This is a genomic window from Dorea sp. AM58-8 (genome assembly GCF_003464045.1).
Taxonomy (GTDB): domain Bacteria; phylum Bacillota; class Clostridia; order Lachnospirales; family Lachnospiraceae; genus Claveliimonas; species Claveliimonas ammoniilytica.
In genome coordinates this window covers 49,815-66,586 of sequence record NZ_QSDM01000007.1, presented here as the reverse complement: position 1 = coordinate 66,586, position 16,772 = coordinate 49,815, and the positions used below count along the sequence as shown (strand labels likewise).

Here is a 16,772-nt window from a genome sequence, read left to right as displayed (position 1 = left end):
TTAAAAAGACCTCCGAACCGTCTGCCATCTGGCATTAGCGACTCAGAGGTCATGTCTTTATTAGCTTTTAGTTGGCTGAATCCGTGCTTTCCTCGCTGTCTTCTGTATGCAGAGTAACCTTCAGATCATTAAAATCTACTTTCTTCCACACACTCTTCTTCACACTGATATCGCCTTTCTTTCTCCAGCCCTTAATCACTTCATCATACTTGTCCTGTTTTCTCTGGGAAATGATCGTCTGTTTCTTTTCTTCGGTCGCTTCCTGATCAAACAGGCTGGTAACCTTCGCTACATAATAGCCATTATCTGTCTCGATGCAGTCTGTCACGCCGCCTTCATCCAGTGCATCTGCTGCCTTCGCAAGTGCCTCTGGTACGGATGCAGATCCCTCTCCGTCAAAGCTTGCTTCCGATACCGTATATCCCTGTGTCTGTGCAAAGCCTTCAAAATCACTTGTCTCTTTCGCACCTTCCGCAAATGCCTCTGCATTCGCCTTTACATTGGCTTTTTCTTCATCGCTGAGTGACTGATAGACACCATTGGCATCTGTCGTGTTAATCGAGAACAGTACATACTGCATGGCTTTCTGCTTCGCCTCATCATCTGTTACGTTCGTATCTGCCTCTGCTTCGATGGCATCCGTCATCTTCTGCTTGATCGTAGCCAGTGTCAGATAACGCTCTACATACTCAGTATCTCCGGATACCTTTTCCTTATCGTCTTTGTCGTTATCCTTGCTGAATTCCTTGGCAGCATCTTTAATCGCTTTCTTCTCATCATCAGAAAGACTAATCTTATAATCATCCATATGATCTTCCAAGAGATACATATTCTCCAGATCCTTCAACACCTCATCCTTTACAAGCTTCTCATAAGTCTTGCCTTCGGATGCTTCCGTCGTCCACATATTATCTCCCAGATAGCTGGAATACATACTCTCATACTGTGCCTGTGTCATTCTTGCATAGAAATTCGCAAGTCCTGCCGGAATCTCATCTCCTGCTACCGTCGCCACTGTGGCACTATCTTTCAGCCCGCATCCTGTCAGTGATGACGTTACCATCGCACCTGCCAGTACAAGCATTGCCAGTCTTTTTTTCATATTGCATTTCCTCCTGCTTCTCATGTGGATGCTTCATTATATCACCCACAACATCTATTAATTTTAGCATTATTTTAAGTATCAAGCAATGCTTTCATGGCATTTAAGACATTTTTCACAACTACCAGAGCATCCACAGCCTTCGCCTTCCGGTTCTTCTTCTTTTCTTCATAAATAAACACCGGCGGTTCCTCTGGTTTAAAGGTCAGATCCCCTTTGTACTGCTGGATCAGCTCCGGTATCTTCTCCGGACGCACCTTCGCTTTCTCATACATGGTAAATATATACTGCTCACCTTTCTGCTCCACTGCTGTCACATAAACACTATGCGCCAATGCCTTCAGCGTTGCCACTTCCAGAAGCTTCATAACCTTTCGAGGAATATCACCATAACGGTCGATCAGCTCTTCCGTCATATCTTCCATCTCTTCTTCATTCTCAATCGCCGCGATCCGTTTGTAGATATCCAACTTCTGATACTCATTCGGAATATATGAATCCGGAATAAATGCATCTACATTCAGATCCATTGTAGTCGTAAAGCCCTCATCCTCCGCTTCACCTTTCAGCGTACGCACTGCCTCGTTCAACATTTTGCAGTACATATCATATCCAACCGCTTCCATATGTCCATGCTGCTCTGCTCCCAGTAGGTTACCTGCGCCCCGGATCTCCAGATCCCTCATGGCGATCTTAAATCCAGACCCAAGATCTGTAAATTCACGGATTGCTGCCAGACGCTTCTCTGCTTCTTCCCGCAGTAATTTATTTCTCTGATACATTAAGAACGCATATGCCATACGGTTGGATCGTCCCACACGTCCACGGAGCTGATACAACTGCGACAGTCCCAACCGGTCTGCATCGTGGATGATCATAGTATTAGCATTGGAAATATCCAGTCCTGTCTCAATGATCGTGGTCGATACCAGCACGTCAATCTCGCCATTGATGAAGTCCAGCATGATCTTCTCAAGCTGATGTTCCCGCATCTGTCCATGGGCATAGGCTACCACAGCTTCCGGTACCAGCTTCTGAATATGCGCACTGACTTCCGCAATATTATCTACCCGGTTATATACATAATAAACCTGTCCCTGGCGGGCGCACTCCCTCTGGATAGCTTCCCGCACCATCTCGTCATTATATTCCATCACATACGTCTGAATCGGCATACGCTCTTCCGGTGCTTCTTCCAGCACACTCATATCACGGATTCCGATCAGGCTCATATGAAGGGTACGCGGGATTGGTGTTGCCGTAAGCGCCAGCACATCTACATTTTCCTTCAGCTTCTTGATCTTCTCCTTATGCTGGACACCAAAACGCTGTTCCTCGTCAATGATCAAAAGCCCCAGATCTTTGAATTCCAGATCATCACTGAGCACCCGGTGGGTACCGATAATAATATCTACCAGGCCTTTTTTCGTATCCTCGATAGTCTTCTTCTGCTGGGCTGCCGTCCGGAATCTGCACATCAGATCCACCCGCACTGGAAATTCCTTCATACGCTGGGCAAAGGTATTGTAATGCTGCTGGGCAAGAATCGTCGTCGGCACCAGATATACGACCTGCTTATTCTCCTGCACTGCCTTAAATGCCGCACGGATTGCAACTTCCGTCTTGCCATAGCCCACATCCCCACAGATCAGACGATCCATGATCTTAGTGCTCTCCATATCCTGTTTTACCGCATCAATGGCAAGCATCTGATCTTCTGTCTCCTCAAACGGAAACATCTCTTCAAATTCCCACTGCCATACGGTATCCTCGCCATATACGAAACCTTCCTGCTCCTGTCTTGCCGCATACAACTTCACCAGATCTTTTGCAATTAATTGTACCGCACTTTTGACGCGTTTTCTCGTTCTGGTCCAGTCCTGCGTGCCAAGACGGTTCAGCTTTGGCTTCCTGGCATCGGCGCTGGCGTATTTCTGGATCAGATCCAGCTGCGTTGCCGGAATGTACAGATTACCGCCTGCTGCATATGAAATCTTCATATAATCCTTGGCAATCTTATCCGATTCAATCTTCTCAATCCCCTGGTAAATGCCGACACCGTGATTCTCATGCACCACATAGTCGCCCACCTTCAGTTCCGTAAAGTCACGGATCTTGCGACCTTCGTATTTTTTACGCTTGCGTTTCTTACGCACTTTACCGAAAATGTCTGTTTCCGAGATCACCGTAAACTTCAGCATCGGATACTCATAGCCCTCTGCCACATGACCATAAGCTGTCATAATCTCACCAGGCTGCACTTCTCTGTCCTGCTCTTCACTGTAATAACTGCTCAGATTATAATCTCGCAGATCCTCCGCCAGACGCTTCGCCCTGGTTCTGGAACCGGACAACAATATCACTCTGTAATCATTCCGTTTCAGACGCTTCAGGTCTCTCGTCAGCATCTCAAAACTGTTATTATACGGATTCACACTCTTCGTATTAATGCTGAATTTATTCCGGAATCTAAAACCATTGCCATGAGTATCAAGCGCAGACAATCCAATGCAGTAATAGGTATTCATCCGCTTTACGATCTCTGCCGTCTCATACAGCTCCATCTCATCATCCGATACTTCATAACCACTTTCCACGCGTTTTGCCTGCGCTTCTACAAATTCCTGTTCTACTGCCTCGCCCTTTTCTACCAGCCTGGTCGGTTCATCCAAAAATACCAACGTATCTTCCGGCGGAAAATATTCCAGAAATGACACTCGTTTTCCCGGCCTTCCCGGAAGCTCATCTGCCGGATAGATCACTGCCTCATCCAGATTCTGCACGGAACGCTGACTGTCTGTATCGAAGCTTCGAATAGAATCCACTTCATCTCCCCACAGCTCAATACGCACAGGAAGCTCCCCGGTCAACGGATAAATATCCAGGATACCACCGCGGATCGCAAACTGTCCCGGTCCGTCGACCTGTTCTTCCCTGTCATAGCCATTCTCCGTCAACGCTTTCCGGATCTCATCAAAGTCCAGTGTCTGTCCGTTTTCAATCCGGATCACTCGGTCTTTCATAGCACCTTTCACTGGAAGTGCATCCATAAATGCATCAAAAGACACCACTACAGTCAACGGTTTTTCCTCCAGAATTGCCTGTACTACTGTCATGCGGGATTCCTGAAGTTCCTTGCTGCGGATATCTGCCTGATAAAAAAGGAAATCCTTTGCCGGATAAAAATAAGTCTCCGGATCCAGCATATGATATTCCTCATATACCTGTCTTGCTTTTGACTCACTGGAACAAGCGATGACTCTGTATTTACAGCCATCGCCCAGTGCGTACATCATATGCGTTTTCTGAGAATTTACACAGCCGGATATCTGCAGTACTCCGGCTTCTTTCTGTTTTTCTTTCTGAATTGCTTCAAATTCAGCCAGTTCCTGCAACGGCCCTATCAGCGCCTGCATCTGCCTCTACGCCTCCTGTTTTGCTTTTTTATTATATTCGTTCATGGCCTGCTCTACATCACCCGCCACAAGCATCTCTGCTGCGTGCATGGCTCTGGTATAGCCTTCCTGCATCTTTGCTCTGTCATCCTTAGAAAAATGTCCCAGCACATAATCTGCCAGATCATAGCCGGACGGTTTCTCACCGACACCTACTTTGATCCTTGGAAATACATTCGTACCCAAATGGCTGATAATGCTTTTGATTCCGTTATGACCTCCGGCACTTCCTTTCTTACGGATCCGGAGCTGTCCCACATCCAGACTGATATCATCATAGATCACAAGAAGTTCTGTCTCTACATCGATCTTATAAAAATCTGTCAGTGCCCGGAGACTCTCTCCGCTGAGATTCATATAAGTCTGCGGCTTTGCCAGAAGGACTTTGCGTCCCGCAATGATCCCGGTGCCCGTCAGTGCTTTTCCTTTCCGTGTCTCTACAGAAATATTATATTCATCCGCAATGCGGTCTATCACATCAAATCCTACATTATGTCTTGTACCTTCGTACTGTTTCGTAGGATTACCAAGTCCTGCAATAATATACATCGTTCTTACCTCCGTTCCTTATTCTACAAGAGAAGCTCTCATTTGTCACGCATAAATCCCTTCCTCCCTGCATACATTTATAGAAATAATACCAGGACCACTGATAAGGAGGCCATTATGAGTTCCAAAACCAGAATCGTTGTCTTACACATGAAAGAAATCATTTATACAGCGATCTTTGCTGTCTTAGCCATAGTACTGATCCTGCTGCTTATTTTCATGTTTCTGCCTAAAGTACGGGGCAGTCATAACAAAACAGCCAAATATAATCCAGGCATCTATACTTCAGATCTGACGGTTGGAGATACCACGCTTTCGCTGGAAGTAACCGTCTCAGAAACCGAGATCACATCCATTCATTTCTCCAATCTGAATGAGACAGTCTCTGCCATGTATCCATTACTTCAACCGGCAGTTGAGGAGATTGCCGACCAGATCGTCGCCAACCAGTCTCTCGATGATATCCAGTACACAGAAGAGACCCATTATACCTCTCAGGCAATCATAAATGCTGTCGATGAGGCATTGAAAAAAGCCGCGGCTAATTAGCTGCGGCTTCTCAGTTCTTATTCTTCTTTTTCAATTTTTATCTCAGATTCTTCTATCCTTCTACAATCAGATACTGTCCGCTCGGCAGTGCAAATACTTCTGCGGCTTCCTCAATCTCTTCCATTGACATGCCATCTACATCCATGCCCTCTTCTTCCAGAAATCCCTTAACTTCTTCGATATTATTCACAACTGCTGCCATGCAATCTTCCAGAAATGCCTCTGCTTCTTCCAGCGTATCAGCTACCGGCTCATCAAAGAGCTTGCCCTGTTGTTCCAGAAACGCCTGCAGACATTCTTCATCGTATTCATACATATCTCTTATCCTCCCTCACGACTATGATACGAATTGTAATAACTGATCCGGTGTAGTGATAATATGCTCTGCTCCTGCAGCCTCAAGTGTCTTCCTGTCACGGAAGCCCCATTCTACGCCAACGCTCTTAACTCCTGCCGCACGTCCTGTGACAATGTCCACCTCAGAATCTCCCACATACAGGCACTCTGATTCAGGAATCTGCATATTCTTAAGAATGTAATGGATACCAGCCGGATCCGTTTGCGCGGAATTCCATCCATCTGTCCCTGTACATAATCAAACAACTCTTTTCCGAAAAAGGTCTCTACCACATCTAGGGTCTGTTGATGCGGCTTATTCGACAACACTGCAAGCCTTATTCCTTTGTCCTTCAGCTCTTCCAATGCTTCCGGAATCCCTGCATAAGGTGCTACATGGTACGTACAGTTCTCCCCGAAGACTCTGCCATATACCTGCATTCCCTCTTCAATCCGTGTCGCTCCTTTATCGCCTGTTGCATTCAACGCCTCTTCTATCAGCTTCCGTGCTCCATTCCCTACAAATCTTCGGCACTGATCTCTGCTGATCTCAGCAAGCCCCATCTCCTGCAAAGTCAGGTTCACTGAATATACCAGTGAATCAAGTGTGTCTGTCAATGTTCCGTCAAGGTCAAAAATGCATGCTTTCATAATCCGCTCCTTTCTGTATCTATCATAGTATGAAAGGAATGAAAAAGCAACCGCTAATTAACTCAGATACTGGCGCATACTTTTGAGGGCACATTTCTCCAGACGGCTCACCTGTGCCTGGGAAATGCAGATCATATCTGCCACTTCCATCTGTGTCTTTCCTTCAAAAAATCGAAGCTCTATGATATACCGTTCCCGCTCTCCAAGGCGGTCCAATGCCGCTTCCAGCGACAGATTCTCCACCCATTTTTCTTCTTTGTTCTTGCGGTCACTAATCTGATCCATCACGTACAGTGGATCCCCACCGTCATTATAGACCGGCTCCTGCAAACTCATAGGCACCTGTATGGCGTCCAGCGCATAGACAATATCTTCACCTGAGATACCTATCTCCTGCGCGATTTCTTCCACCGTAGGCTCCTTCTGATTACGCTTCACATAGGTTTCCCTGGCATAGATTGCCTTATATGCCGTATCCCGTAACGATCTGCTCACCCGTATGCTGTTGTTGTCCCGCATGTATCTTCGGATTTCCCCTATTATCATCGGTACAGCATAAGTGCTGAATTTCACATCCAGCTCCGTATTAAAATTATTGATTGCCTTGATCAGACCGATACATCCAATCTGAAACAGATCATCCGGGTTTTCATTGCTATTACCGAACCGTTTGATAACACTTAACACCAATCTCAGATTTCCCTTAATATACTGTTCTTTCGCCTCTTCATCCCCTGCCTTGATACGCGCAAACAAAGCTTCCTTCTCCTGATTACTCAGGATAGGAAGCTTTGCTGTATTCACTCCACATATTTCCACTTTTCCCTGTGCCATCACGAACCTCCACCAGATGTATATTGGCTGTATCCACAGCTCTATCTAGTAGAAATTCTCTCCATATGGTCAGGTGTTATTCTCCCTTGAGGAAAATAAAAAAATTTTTAGTCCTTGACATTAACGATCCCATTTGTCTGCCAGATTCTGAATCTGTGTCTCGAATTTGGCCAGATCTTTGTTCGCCAGTCCTTCATTCTTAAGAACCACCTGCAGCAGTCTCTTAGCAGCTGCAACCACACGTTCAAATGCAGCATTGGCACGTGCTCTTGCCGGCTTCTCAGCAGCCTTCTTCGGTACCGGTGTACCTGCCGTAATCACCGTATTCGTCGCCAGATCCACACAACCACCGGAATACGGTGCAAATGCCGGGCATCCGATCTCTTTGGATGCAAGCTCTGCAAAGCTGTCTGTCACATGATCCTCACCATGTACGACCATGATCCTCTCTGGCTTCTTCTCAAAACCATGCAGCCATGCCAGAAGTCCGTTCATATCTGCGTGACCACTGATCCCCTGCAGGCATTCAATCTTCGCATTGACCATAATACTCTCGCCAAAGATCTTAACGCACTCTGCACCTTCTACAAGCTTTCGTCCAAGAGTTCCCACTGCCTGATATCCTACAAAGCAAATGGTACATTCTTTACGCCAGAGATTGTGCTTCAGATGATGTCTGATACGTCCTGCATCACACATGCCGGAAGCTGAGATGATAACCTCGGCTTCTCATCAAAATTAATCTCCTTAGAGTCATCACTCGTGATAGACGTCTTTAATCCTGGAAATACCAGTGGGTTAATACCCTGTTCGATCAGCTTCATAGCATCCTCGTCAAAGCAGGACTTTACATTCTTATTGAACACTCTGGTAGCTTCAATCGCCAGTGGACTATCCACATAAACTTCAAAATCCGGATACTCCGGAATCCGGTTCTCTTCCTTAATCTCCCGGATAAAATACAGGATCTCCTGCGTCCTTCCTACGGCAAAGGATGGGATCACTACATTACCGCCCCTGTCAAATGTCTCTTTCAAAATACGGGTAAATTCGCCTACATAATCCGGAATCTTATCTCCGTGTGTCCGGTCCCCGTATGTAGATTCGATCACCACATAATCTGTCTCTTTTACACACTGAGGATCTTTGATGATCGGCTGGTTCAGATTGCCTACATCTCCGGAAAATACAATCTTTTTAGACACGCCATCCTCATTGATCCAGATCTCAATACAGGCTGATCCGAGCAAATGTCCCACATCAGTAAATCTTACCTCAATGCCTTCACACAGTGTGATCCTCTGATTATAATCACACGGAGCCAGCAGACGGATCGCTGCATCTGCATCCGCCATGGTATACATTGGTTCATAGATCTCTGCACCGCTTCGTCTTGCCTTTCGGTTGCGCCATTCTGCCTCAAATTCCTGGATGTGCGCACTGTCACGCAGCATAATATCACACAGATCTGCTGTAGCAAATGTCGTAATGATCTCACCCCGGAATCCTTCTTTTGCCAGCAGAGGAAGCTTACCGGAATGATCGATGTGCGCATGGGTCAATAATACGTAATCGATGTCACCCGCATTAACCGGAAGCTCCTGATTCTCATACAGATCCGGTCCCTGTTCCATACCACAGTCAATCAGAATATTCCTGCCACATGCCTGAAGCAAATGACAGCTTCCAGTCACTTCATGGGCTGCTCCTATAAACGTAAGTTTCATACCGTCATCCCCTTTTTCTTATGTATCTGTCACGGTTCTATTGTTAGGTTTATTATACTACATTCACACATATTTTACCATTTCTCTGCGCAATCTCTGCATGATTTTCTTCTCCAGTCTTGAGATATAAGACTGGGAGATCCCAAGTATATCCGCCACCTCTTTCTGAGTCTTTTCCTCCCCGTCTCCGGTACCGATCCCGAAGCGCATCCGGACGATCATCTGCTCCCTTCTGCTCAGTCTTCCAAGCGCTTTCAGAAGTACTCTGCACTCTGCTTCATGCTCCAGATCCCGGGTGATTGTATCCTCTTCCGTCCCCAGTATATCTGACAACAGCAATTCATTTCCATCCCAGTCCACATTTAACGGCTCATCAATGGACACTTCCAGCCTGGTCTTATTATTTCTCCTGAGATACATCAAAATCTCATTTTCAATACATCTGGATGCATAGGTTGCAAGCTTGATCTTCTTCTCCGGATCATAGGTATTGATCGCTTTGATCAGTCCAATCGTACCAATGGAAATCAGATCCTCCACACCAACTCCTGTATTATCGAACTTCTTAGCTATGTATACGACTAGCCTGAGGTTATGCTCAATCAGCTTCTTTTTCACTTCTTCCTCTCGCTCGGTGCCAATCCCGGAGATAGCTTCCGCTTCCTCTCTTGCATTTAACGGTGTCGGAAGGATATCGGCACCACCAATATAAAAAACTTCTTTCGTTTCCGGAAATAAAAATGTTCTCACCTGTGGAAATATCTTCCATCCAAGTCCTGCTGCCATACTCATCATTACACCCTCCTGCTATATATCTGGATTTAATATCATGTCATATCTCGTTCCAAAAGAGGCGTCATCACTTACTGCGATCATGGGTTTCTCATAGCTCTGCCCTTCTCCTTCGATCCACAGGCTGTCGATGGTAACCACCGGCAGCATTCCTCTGCCTTTTCCGATGGTGTGATATTCAATCTTGCGCAGACTTTTCAATTCTTCCAAAGACATCAGCTTCTCTGCCATATGCCTTGTGATAATACTGACTGCCTTCCCACTCACCGGATCCCGCAGATGATTTCCTGTATCAATCACAGCCGCTGCCGAACACGTTCTTTCCCCATACACCAGCCGTACTTCACAGTGGATCTCTCCAAAATGAAATAACAGTGATAACATTTTCAGCGCCCCGGAAGCCAGATAATAGCTCGCTACCGCAAGTGCAAAGAACAGACTTCCAACCTGTGCATACTGTCCGAGAAAGGAAAATATCCCTCCTGTCAGGAATCCACCGATATACAGAGTAATCATTCCCCTTGCAAGCTCCGGTCCTTTGCGGATCCTCAATCCCACTATCAGCATAATTCCAGGAATAATCAAATAAAAAAGTCCATATTTTATAAACGTATAAGGTATCCTGACAGCGACCACTACACAGGTTGCAAGCGCCCCGGCAAGTGCTGCCAGACAGATCCGCCAGACAGGCTCGCGAGAACACAGTACATGCTTTGTGATCAGGAGCAATATGTAGTCCATCAGGAAATTCTCCAGAAATAATACGTCTATATACAGCTCATAATACACACGATATCCTCTCTTGAATAATAATTCGTTTCTTTCTGTTTTTTCTTCTGAATACTAAATCGATTTGGTAATCAAACAAGACCTATTATAAAGAACGAAAGATAAATATTTTGTCAAAAATAGAACAGATGCATAACATTTTTACTGCCAAGATTCTTTCCTTTTTTTGTTGCAATAATGACTATTACGTAAAAGAACCGCTGTAATTGCAGAATAAAACATCTGCCGTTACAACGGTTCTTCGAATCGTGTCAATATTAATTATTTTTTGAAGAAATCCGGAATCTTAATGGACTGCTCTTTCACCTTAGCAGTCGGGATCTTCGGTGTATCCAGTGTCGGTGATGTACCGCCTACTGTTCTTCTTGGAACTGCTGTTGTACCACCGTTAGAAGTCGGTGCAGCTCCCATATCCTGCTTAGCTGCATGTGATGCGTAAGTCGGTCTCTCAGTATATGACTGTCTCTCATAAGAAGATGCCGGTGGAACCATACCCTGACGCTGTACGCCTTCCAGTCTGGATTTTAATTTAGAGGTTGTGCCGCCTACGTTATGTAAGCCTGTAGCAATAACTGTGATTGTAGCTTCATCAGCTCTTGAATCATCGTACATAGCACCAAAGATAATATTAGCCTCTTCACCTGCAAGTTCCTGAACATATTCAGCTGCATCTGCTGCATCCATAAGAGTGATATCACCGGAAATATTGATGATAACATGAGATGCACCCGCGATCGTAGTCTCAAGAAGCGGACTGGCAACAGCCTGCTTAACAGCTTCCAGAGCCTTATCATCGCCGCGTCCCTGACCGATACCGATATGAGCAATGCCCTTATCTGTCATAACAGTCTGTACATCAGCGAAGTCGAGGTTGATCAGTGATGGTACATTGATCAGGTCTGTGATACCCTGAATACCCTGCTGCAATACCTCGTCAGCCTTCTTCAAAGCTTCCGGCATGGTTGTCCGTCTGTCTACAATATCAAGCAGCTTGTCATTTGGAATGACAATCAGCGTATCTACACTTTCTTTTAACTTCTCAATACCAGCAAGGGCATTGTTCATACGAGTCTTAGACTCAAAACGGAAAGGCTTGGTTACAACACCAACAGTAAGTGCACCCTGCTCCTTGGCAATACGTGCGATTACCGGTGTGGCTCCTGTACCGGTACCGCCACCCATACCACAGGTAACAAATACCATGTCCGCGCCTTTCAGTGCTGCCGAAATCTCTTCTGCACTTTCCTCAGCAGCTTTCTCACCGATCTCCGGTCTGGCACCAGCGCCAAGTCCTTTTGTAATCTTATCTCCAACCTGCATCAGTGTCGGAGCCTTGCACAACTGAAGTGCCTGCTTATCTGTATTAACAGCTATAAATTCAACACCGGCAATCTGCTCGTCGATCATACGGTTCACAGCGTTGTTACCGCCGCCGCCGACACCTACAACAATTATCTTTGCCGCTGCTTCTGATTCGTTTGTCTTAATTTCCAGCAAGAGTTTCTCCTCCTTCGTCATCCTTATTATATAAATATACATCCCATATCGACCATGTCTGATACATCAGATGCACACAGACTCTGCCATATATAGTATTATAATATAAGCTTTTTGGCAAAATATCAATAGGAATTTACCGATTTTTCATAATATTCACAACTATTCTCCATAATAAGTTCCCTGAAAGTCTGATGTGCCATAACTGTCATCCGGTGAATCTTCTGATGTTGTATCGTCTTCTAATGTTGCATCGTCTTCTGATGTCGTATCATCTTCTGATGACCCATCTGCCTCTTCCTCAGAGAACGTGATCACATTGGAATCATTCTCATAATACTCCAGATGAAGTACACCGCTCTTACCCTCGAGTTTTGCGATGATCGGTGAGATCTGCGCCATCTTCTCTGTCGTAATATCTGTACCAAGCTGTACACAGATAGCACCAAAGTACAGATTAATCCCATCATCCTCATACACAATCCGATCCGGTGTCAAATTATAATTCTTCACTTCCACAGCCACATTAAGGATTGCCTGCAGGAGCTTATGACTCTTTACTTTCATTTTCTGATACAGCTTTGTGCTGCCGGCATCTATGCCTTCAATCCCAGGCACGCCATCCCTAAGTTCCGTACTTTTATGCACAATCTTTCCGTCTTTGTCAAAGTACGCATACTCACTGCCTTCATCTAAATATCCGATAATCGTTTTTTCCTTTACCGTTACTTTTACTGTCCATGGACTCTTCAGACTTACCTTCATAGAATCCAGGCTCTTCGGTGTATCATGCTTCAGAAAGCGATATTTTACCAGCAGATAAACCGAATTGAATGACAGCGTATCCTTCTGCATCGATTCTGTGATCACCTCGTTTTCTGTATAATCATTGCCGCTTACTTCAATCTTCTGTACATAGAACAAAAGTCCAAATCCGATCACTATGATCGCAATTGCCAGAACCAGCGTTACTAATGCATACACTCTGTGATTCTTTTTTCTCCTTCTTCTCCGTTTCTTTGCCATTTATACTCCTCCTGCGTAGTTTCCATCTCTTTATCCATTATCCGGCCGACACACTGAGCACCAGCCCCATCTCAAGCAGCAGAAACACTACTGATGTTCCTCCATAACTGATAAAAGGAAGTGTGATCCCCGTATTAGGAATCGTATTGGTCACTACCGATATATTCAAAATCACCTGTATCATCATATGTGCCATGGCTCCTGTTCCGATCAGCGCACCAAACAGATCTTCTGCATGTGTCGCGATCACAAAGAACCGCCATATCAGAATCAGGAACAATATCAGTACAAAGCCTGCTCCCACCAGCCCCAATTCTTCACATATAATGGAAAATATCATATCATTCTGCGCTTCCGGCACAAAACCAAGCTTCTGAATACTCTCACCCAGTCCTCTGCCAAATAATCCACCGGAGCCGATCGCATACAGTCCCTGCAGCGTCTGATACCCTTTCTCATACTGTTCCGGATTACGCCAGATTGCGATTCGCTCCAGGCGATAGCTCTCCAGTGCCAGAAACACAGCCATAAAGCCACATCCCAGCACCCCCATCCAGATAAACTGTGCATATCTGGGACTTGCCACAAAGATCAGCACTGCAGCAATCCCCAATATAATAATAGCCGTACTCAGATTACTGGCCCCCACCAGACCAACTACCGGCAGTACACACAGCATAATCCGAAGCATCGTCCAGATACTGCTCATCTTCTCCACATTTCTCGTCACAAGATATGCCAGGAACAGAATAACTGCCACCTTGGCATATTCGGACGGTTGAAATGAAAACGGTCCCAAAGACAACCATCTTTTGGAACCGTTATATTCATCACCGAACAATACGACTGCAATCGACAGAAGGATTGCACCCAGATACGCCGGAATCGCGAATTTCTTCCAGAAATGATAGTCCGTCCCGGCCATCACAAACATCGCCACAACGCCAAGTCCTGTCGCAAACAGCTGCTTCTTCAGATAGTAAAAAGAATCATGAAACTTCACTTCCCCATTGTAGGCACTGGTACTGTACAAGATCACCAGTCCGATGATCATAATCAGAAACAGTGTCACCAACAATGTGTGATCATAGCTTTTCTTTTTCAAGTCCGGCACGAAGCGCCAAGCCTCCTTACAGAGAATTTACAATTTCTTTGAATTTATCTCCGCGTTCTTCGTAGTTCTTAAACATCCCCCAGCTTGCACATGCCGGAGACAAAAGCACTGCCTCTCCTGGCTCAGCAAGCTTTGCAGCTGTAAGCACCGCATCTTCAAATGTATCTAACAGCATAATATCCGTAAATCCACACTCTTCTGCCTCTTTGGCAATCTTTTCTCTGGTCTGTCCGATCAGAAGCAGTTTCTTTACTTTGCCATCAAAACTCTCAATCCATTCTTTATACTCGGACTGTTTATCGTAACCACCACCGATCAGATACGTTGGACGGTTCATTGCCTGAATTCCACGGATCGCAGCATCCGGATTCGTCCCCTTGGAATCATTGTAATATGCCACACCATTCTTCTCTGCCACAAATTCAATACGGTGTTCTACTCCTGCAAATTCTTTAATCGTCTTACGGATACTGTCCATCGGCACACCGTAAGCTGCTGCCATAGCAACTGCTGCCATTACATTCTCATAATTGTGTACACCAAGAAGTTTAAGCTCCTTTACATTGCACACCAGACATTCATCCGGATTCCGGTAAATGATGTTACCATCTTCCAGATAGATTCCTTTATCCAGTTTACGCTTGCTGCTGAAATATAGAACCTTCGTCTGCAATGTTTCACCAAATTCACGAAGTACTTCGTCCTCATAATTCAATACACAGGTATCTTCTGCTGTCTGATTGATCGCCACATTTTTCTTAGCCTGTATGTATGCTTCCATCGTATGATGACGGTTCAGATGATCCGGTGTAATATTCAGGATAGCAGATACTCTCGGTCTGAAGTCCACGATACTCTCCAACTGAAAGCTGCTCATCTCCGCTACGATCACAGAATCATTTCTGGTCTCATCTACTACATTGGTGTAAGGGATTCCGATATTACCAACTACAAACGCACTGTCATATACAGCCTTCATGATCTCGCCAAGAAGTGCTGTCGTCGTAGTCTTACCATTGGTACCGGTAATCGCAAGTACTTCTCCTTTGCCAAGCTCATATGCAAGCTCAATCTCGCCTACTACCGGAATATCTGCTTCCCGCATGCGATTCACGATCGGAAGGTCCGTCGGCACACCGGGACTGATGATCACCAGATCAAGTTTACCAAGAAGCTCTTCCGGAAACTCTCCCAACACGATATCTGCCTTCGCGCCATCCTTCATCTTGCCGCGGATCTCCTCCGCATCCAGCTTGTCATTGCCATCATAAAGCGTCACAGACGCTCCTCGTTCTTCCAGAAGTCCTGCTGCTCCGATTCCACTGATACCAGAACCGAACACCAGCACATTTTTTCCTGCTATATCCATGATATCCTCCTAATCTGTTACATAGCCATCAGCGCAACCATGCAAAGCAGTGCTGTAATAATAGAAAATACAGCCACAACTCTGGTCTCTGACCAGCCACAAAGTTCAAAGTGATGATGGATCGGTGCCATCTTGAAAATTCTCTTTCCACCGGTTTTCTTAAAGTAGGTGACCTGAATGATAACTGACAGTACCTCTACCAGATAGATCAGACCTACAATAATAATGAATAACGGCATCTGAAGCATATACGCCGCGGAAGCCACAAATCCTCCTAATGCCAGGGAGCCTGTATCTCCCATAAACACGCTTGCCGGATATACATTGAACAGAAGGAATCCAAGCAGCGCACCTACAACTGCTCCGGTCACAGGCTCAATCCCGCTCTTGGTACCAATCGCAACTACAGTGAAGAACGTAGCCACAAGTACAGTAACACTGGAAGCCAATCCGTCAAGTCCATCCGTAAAGTTCACACCATTAACTGTACCGATCACTGCAAAGAACAGTACCGGAATTGCAAGCCAGCCAAGATCCAGATACCTGCCACCTGAAAACGGAACCAGCATTTTCAAAGAAATGCCTGCCACTTTCACCAGATAATACGCAAAGATTGCTGTTACTACAATCTGTAACGCCATCTTCTGTTTTGGAAACAATCCGTCCGAACGCTTCATGACTACCTTCAGATAATCATCCAGGAATCCGATCAGGCCAAAACCGATCGTCACAAAAAGTACCGGAATGATCTGCGGATTACTTCTGATGTAAAACAACGAAGTAATCAGTATACTGAGCAGGATGATCACGCCTCCCATAGTTGGCGTTCCAGCTTTTTTCAAATGCTCTTTTACTCCTTCCTCTCTCTCTGTCTGCCCCATCTTCAGGTTCCTCAGTACAGGAATGATCACTGGTCCCATAATTGCACTTAACGCGAATGACACCAATACCGGAATAAATATTTTATAATCCATAACACACC

The 16,772-nt window shown here is 45.5% G+C and carries 13 protein-coding genes and 2 pseudogenes; 1 reads left to right on the top strand and 14 read right to left on the bottom strand.

Annotated features, from left to right (window positions below; all coding sequences use genetic code 11):
* Nucleotides 1-67: 67 nt before the first annotated feature.
* From DXA18_RS07145 to pth, 3 genes are all read right to left on the bottom strand, one after another.
* A complete protein-coding gene (locus DXA18_RS07145; RefSeq protein WP_118383314.1) occupies nucleotides 68-1,102 on the bottom strand; it encodes a peptidylprolyl isomerase in 1,035 nt (344 codons plus the stop codon).
* Nucleotides 1,103-1,176: 74 nt separating this feature from the next.
* Complete coding sequence (mfd, locus tag DXA18_RS07140) at nucleotides 1,177-4,518, bottom strand: transcription-repair coupling factor (protein ID WP_118383313.1); 3,342 nt, start codon at nucleotides 4,516-4,518, stop codon at nucleotides 1,177-1,179.
* 6 nt (nucleotides 4,519-4,524) lie between these two features.
* On the bottom strand, nucleotides 4,525-5,106 hold the full coding sequence (pth, locus tag DXA18_RS07135; RefSeq protein WP_118383312.1) for an aminoacyl-tRNA hydrolase: 582 nt from the start codon (nucleotides 5,104-5,106) through the stop codon (nucleotides 4,525-4,527).
* 117 nt (nucleotides 5,107-5,223) lie between these two features.
* Here pth and DXA18_RS07130 point away from each other — a divergent pair, with 117 nt between their 5' ends.
* A complete protein-coding gene (locus DXA18_RS07130; protein ID WP_118383311.1) occupies nucleotides 5,224-5,655 on the top strand; it encodes an FMN-binding protein in 432 nt (143 codons plus the stop codon).
* Between the two features lie 52 nt (nucleotides 5,656-5,707).
* Here DXA18_RS07130 and DXA18_RS07125 read toward each other — a convergent pair whose 3' ends face one another.
* From DXA18_RS07125 to mraY, 11 genes and pseudogenes are all read right to left on the bottom strand, one after another.
* The gene (locus DXA18_RS07125) at nucleotides 5,708-5,971 is read right to left on the bottom strand and encodes a glyoxalase (protein WP_118383310.1); all 264 of its coding nucleotides are present in this window, start codon (nucleotides 5,969-5,971) and stop codon (nucleotides 5,708-5,710) included.
* A gap of 21 nt (nucleotides 5,972-5,992) precedes the next feature.
* Nucleotides 5,993-6,645, bottom strand: a pseudogene (locus DXA18_RS07120) (HAD family hydrolase).
* Between the two features lie 54 nt (nucleotides 6,646-6,699).
* Complete coding sequence (sigG, locus tag DXA18_RS07115) at nucleotides 6,700-7,476, bottom strand: RNA polymerase sporulation sigma factor SigG (RefSeq protein ID WP_118383309.1); 777 nt, start codon at nucleotides 7,474-7,476, stop codon at nucleotides 6,700-6,702.
* Between the two features lie 120 nt (nucleotides 7,477-7,596).
* Nucleotides 7,597-9,203 (bottom strand): annotated as a pseudogene (locus DXA18_RS17350) (MBL fold metallo-hydrolase RNA specificity domain-containing protein).
* A 63-nt stretch (nucleotides 9,204-9,266) separates the two neighbouring features.
* Entirely contained in the window at nucleotides 9,267-9,998 is a 732-nt protein-coding gene (sigE, locus tag DXA18_RS07105) for an RNA polymerase sporulation sigma factor SigE (protein WP_118383308.1), read from the bottom strand.
* A 12-nt stretch (nucleotides 9,999-10,010) separates the two neighbouring features.
* Nucleotides 10,011-10,784 (bottom strand): sigma-E processing peptidase SpoIIGA, encoded by a 774-nt coding sequence (locus tag DXA18_RS07100; RefSeq protein WP_118383307.1) that lies wholly within the window; start codon nucleotides 10,782-10,784, stop codon nucleotides 10,011-10,013.
* A 261-nt stretch (nucleotides 10,785-11,045) separates the two neighbouring features.
* A complete protein-coding gene (gene ftsZ / locus DXA18_RS07095) occupies nucleotides 11,046-12,281 on the bottom strand; it encodes a cell division protein FtsZ (RefSeq protein WP_118383306.1) in 1,236 nt (411 codons plus the stop codon).
* A gap of 162 nt (nucleotides 12,282-12,443) precedes the next feature.
* On the bottom strand, nucleotides 12,444-13,307 hold the full coding sequence (locus DXA18_RS07090) for a cell division protein FtsQ/DivIB (RefSeq protein WP_118383305.1): 864 nt from the start codon (nucleotides 13,305-13,307) through the stop codon (nucleotides 12,444-12,446).
* A 37-nt stretch (nucleotides 13,308-13,344) separates the two neighbouring features.
* Nucleotides 13,345-14,421 (bottom strand): FtsW/RodA/SpoVE family cell cycle protein, encoded by a 1,077-nt coding sequence (locus DXA18_RS07085; protein WP_118383304.1) that lies wholly within the window; start codon nucleotides 14,419-14,421, stop codon nucleotides 13,345-13,347.
* Nucleotides 14,422-14,437: 16 nt separating this feature from the next.
* Nucleotides 14,438-15,790: a UDP-N-acetylmuramoyl-L-alanine--D-glutamate ligase gene (gene murD, locus DXA18_RS07080; RefSeq protein ID WP_118383303.1), complete on the bottom strand. Its 1,353-nt coding sequence runs from the start codon at nucleotides 15,788-15,790 to the stop codon at nucleotides 14,438-14,440.
* A 17-nt stretch (nucleotides 15,791-15,807) separates the two neighbouring features.
* Entirely contained in the window at nucleotides 15,808-16,764 is a 957-nt protein-coding gene (gene mraY, locus DXA18_RS07075) for a phospho-N-acetylmuramoyl-pentapeptide-transferase (RefSeq protein ID WP_118383302.1), read from the bottom strand.
* Nucleotides 16,765-16,772 lie beyond the last annotated feature (8 nt).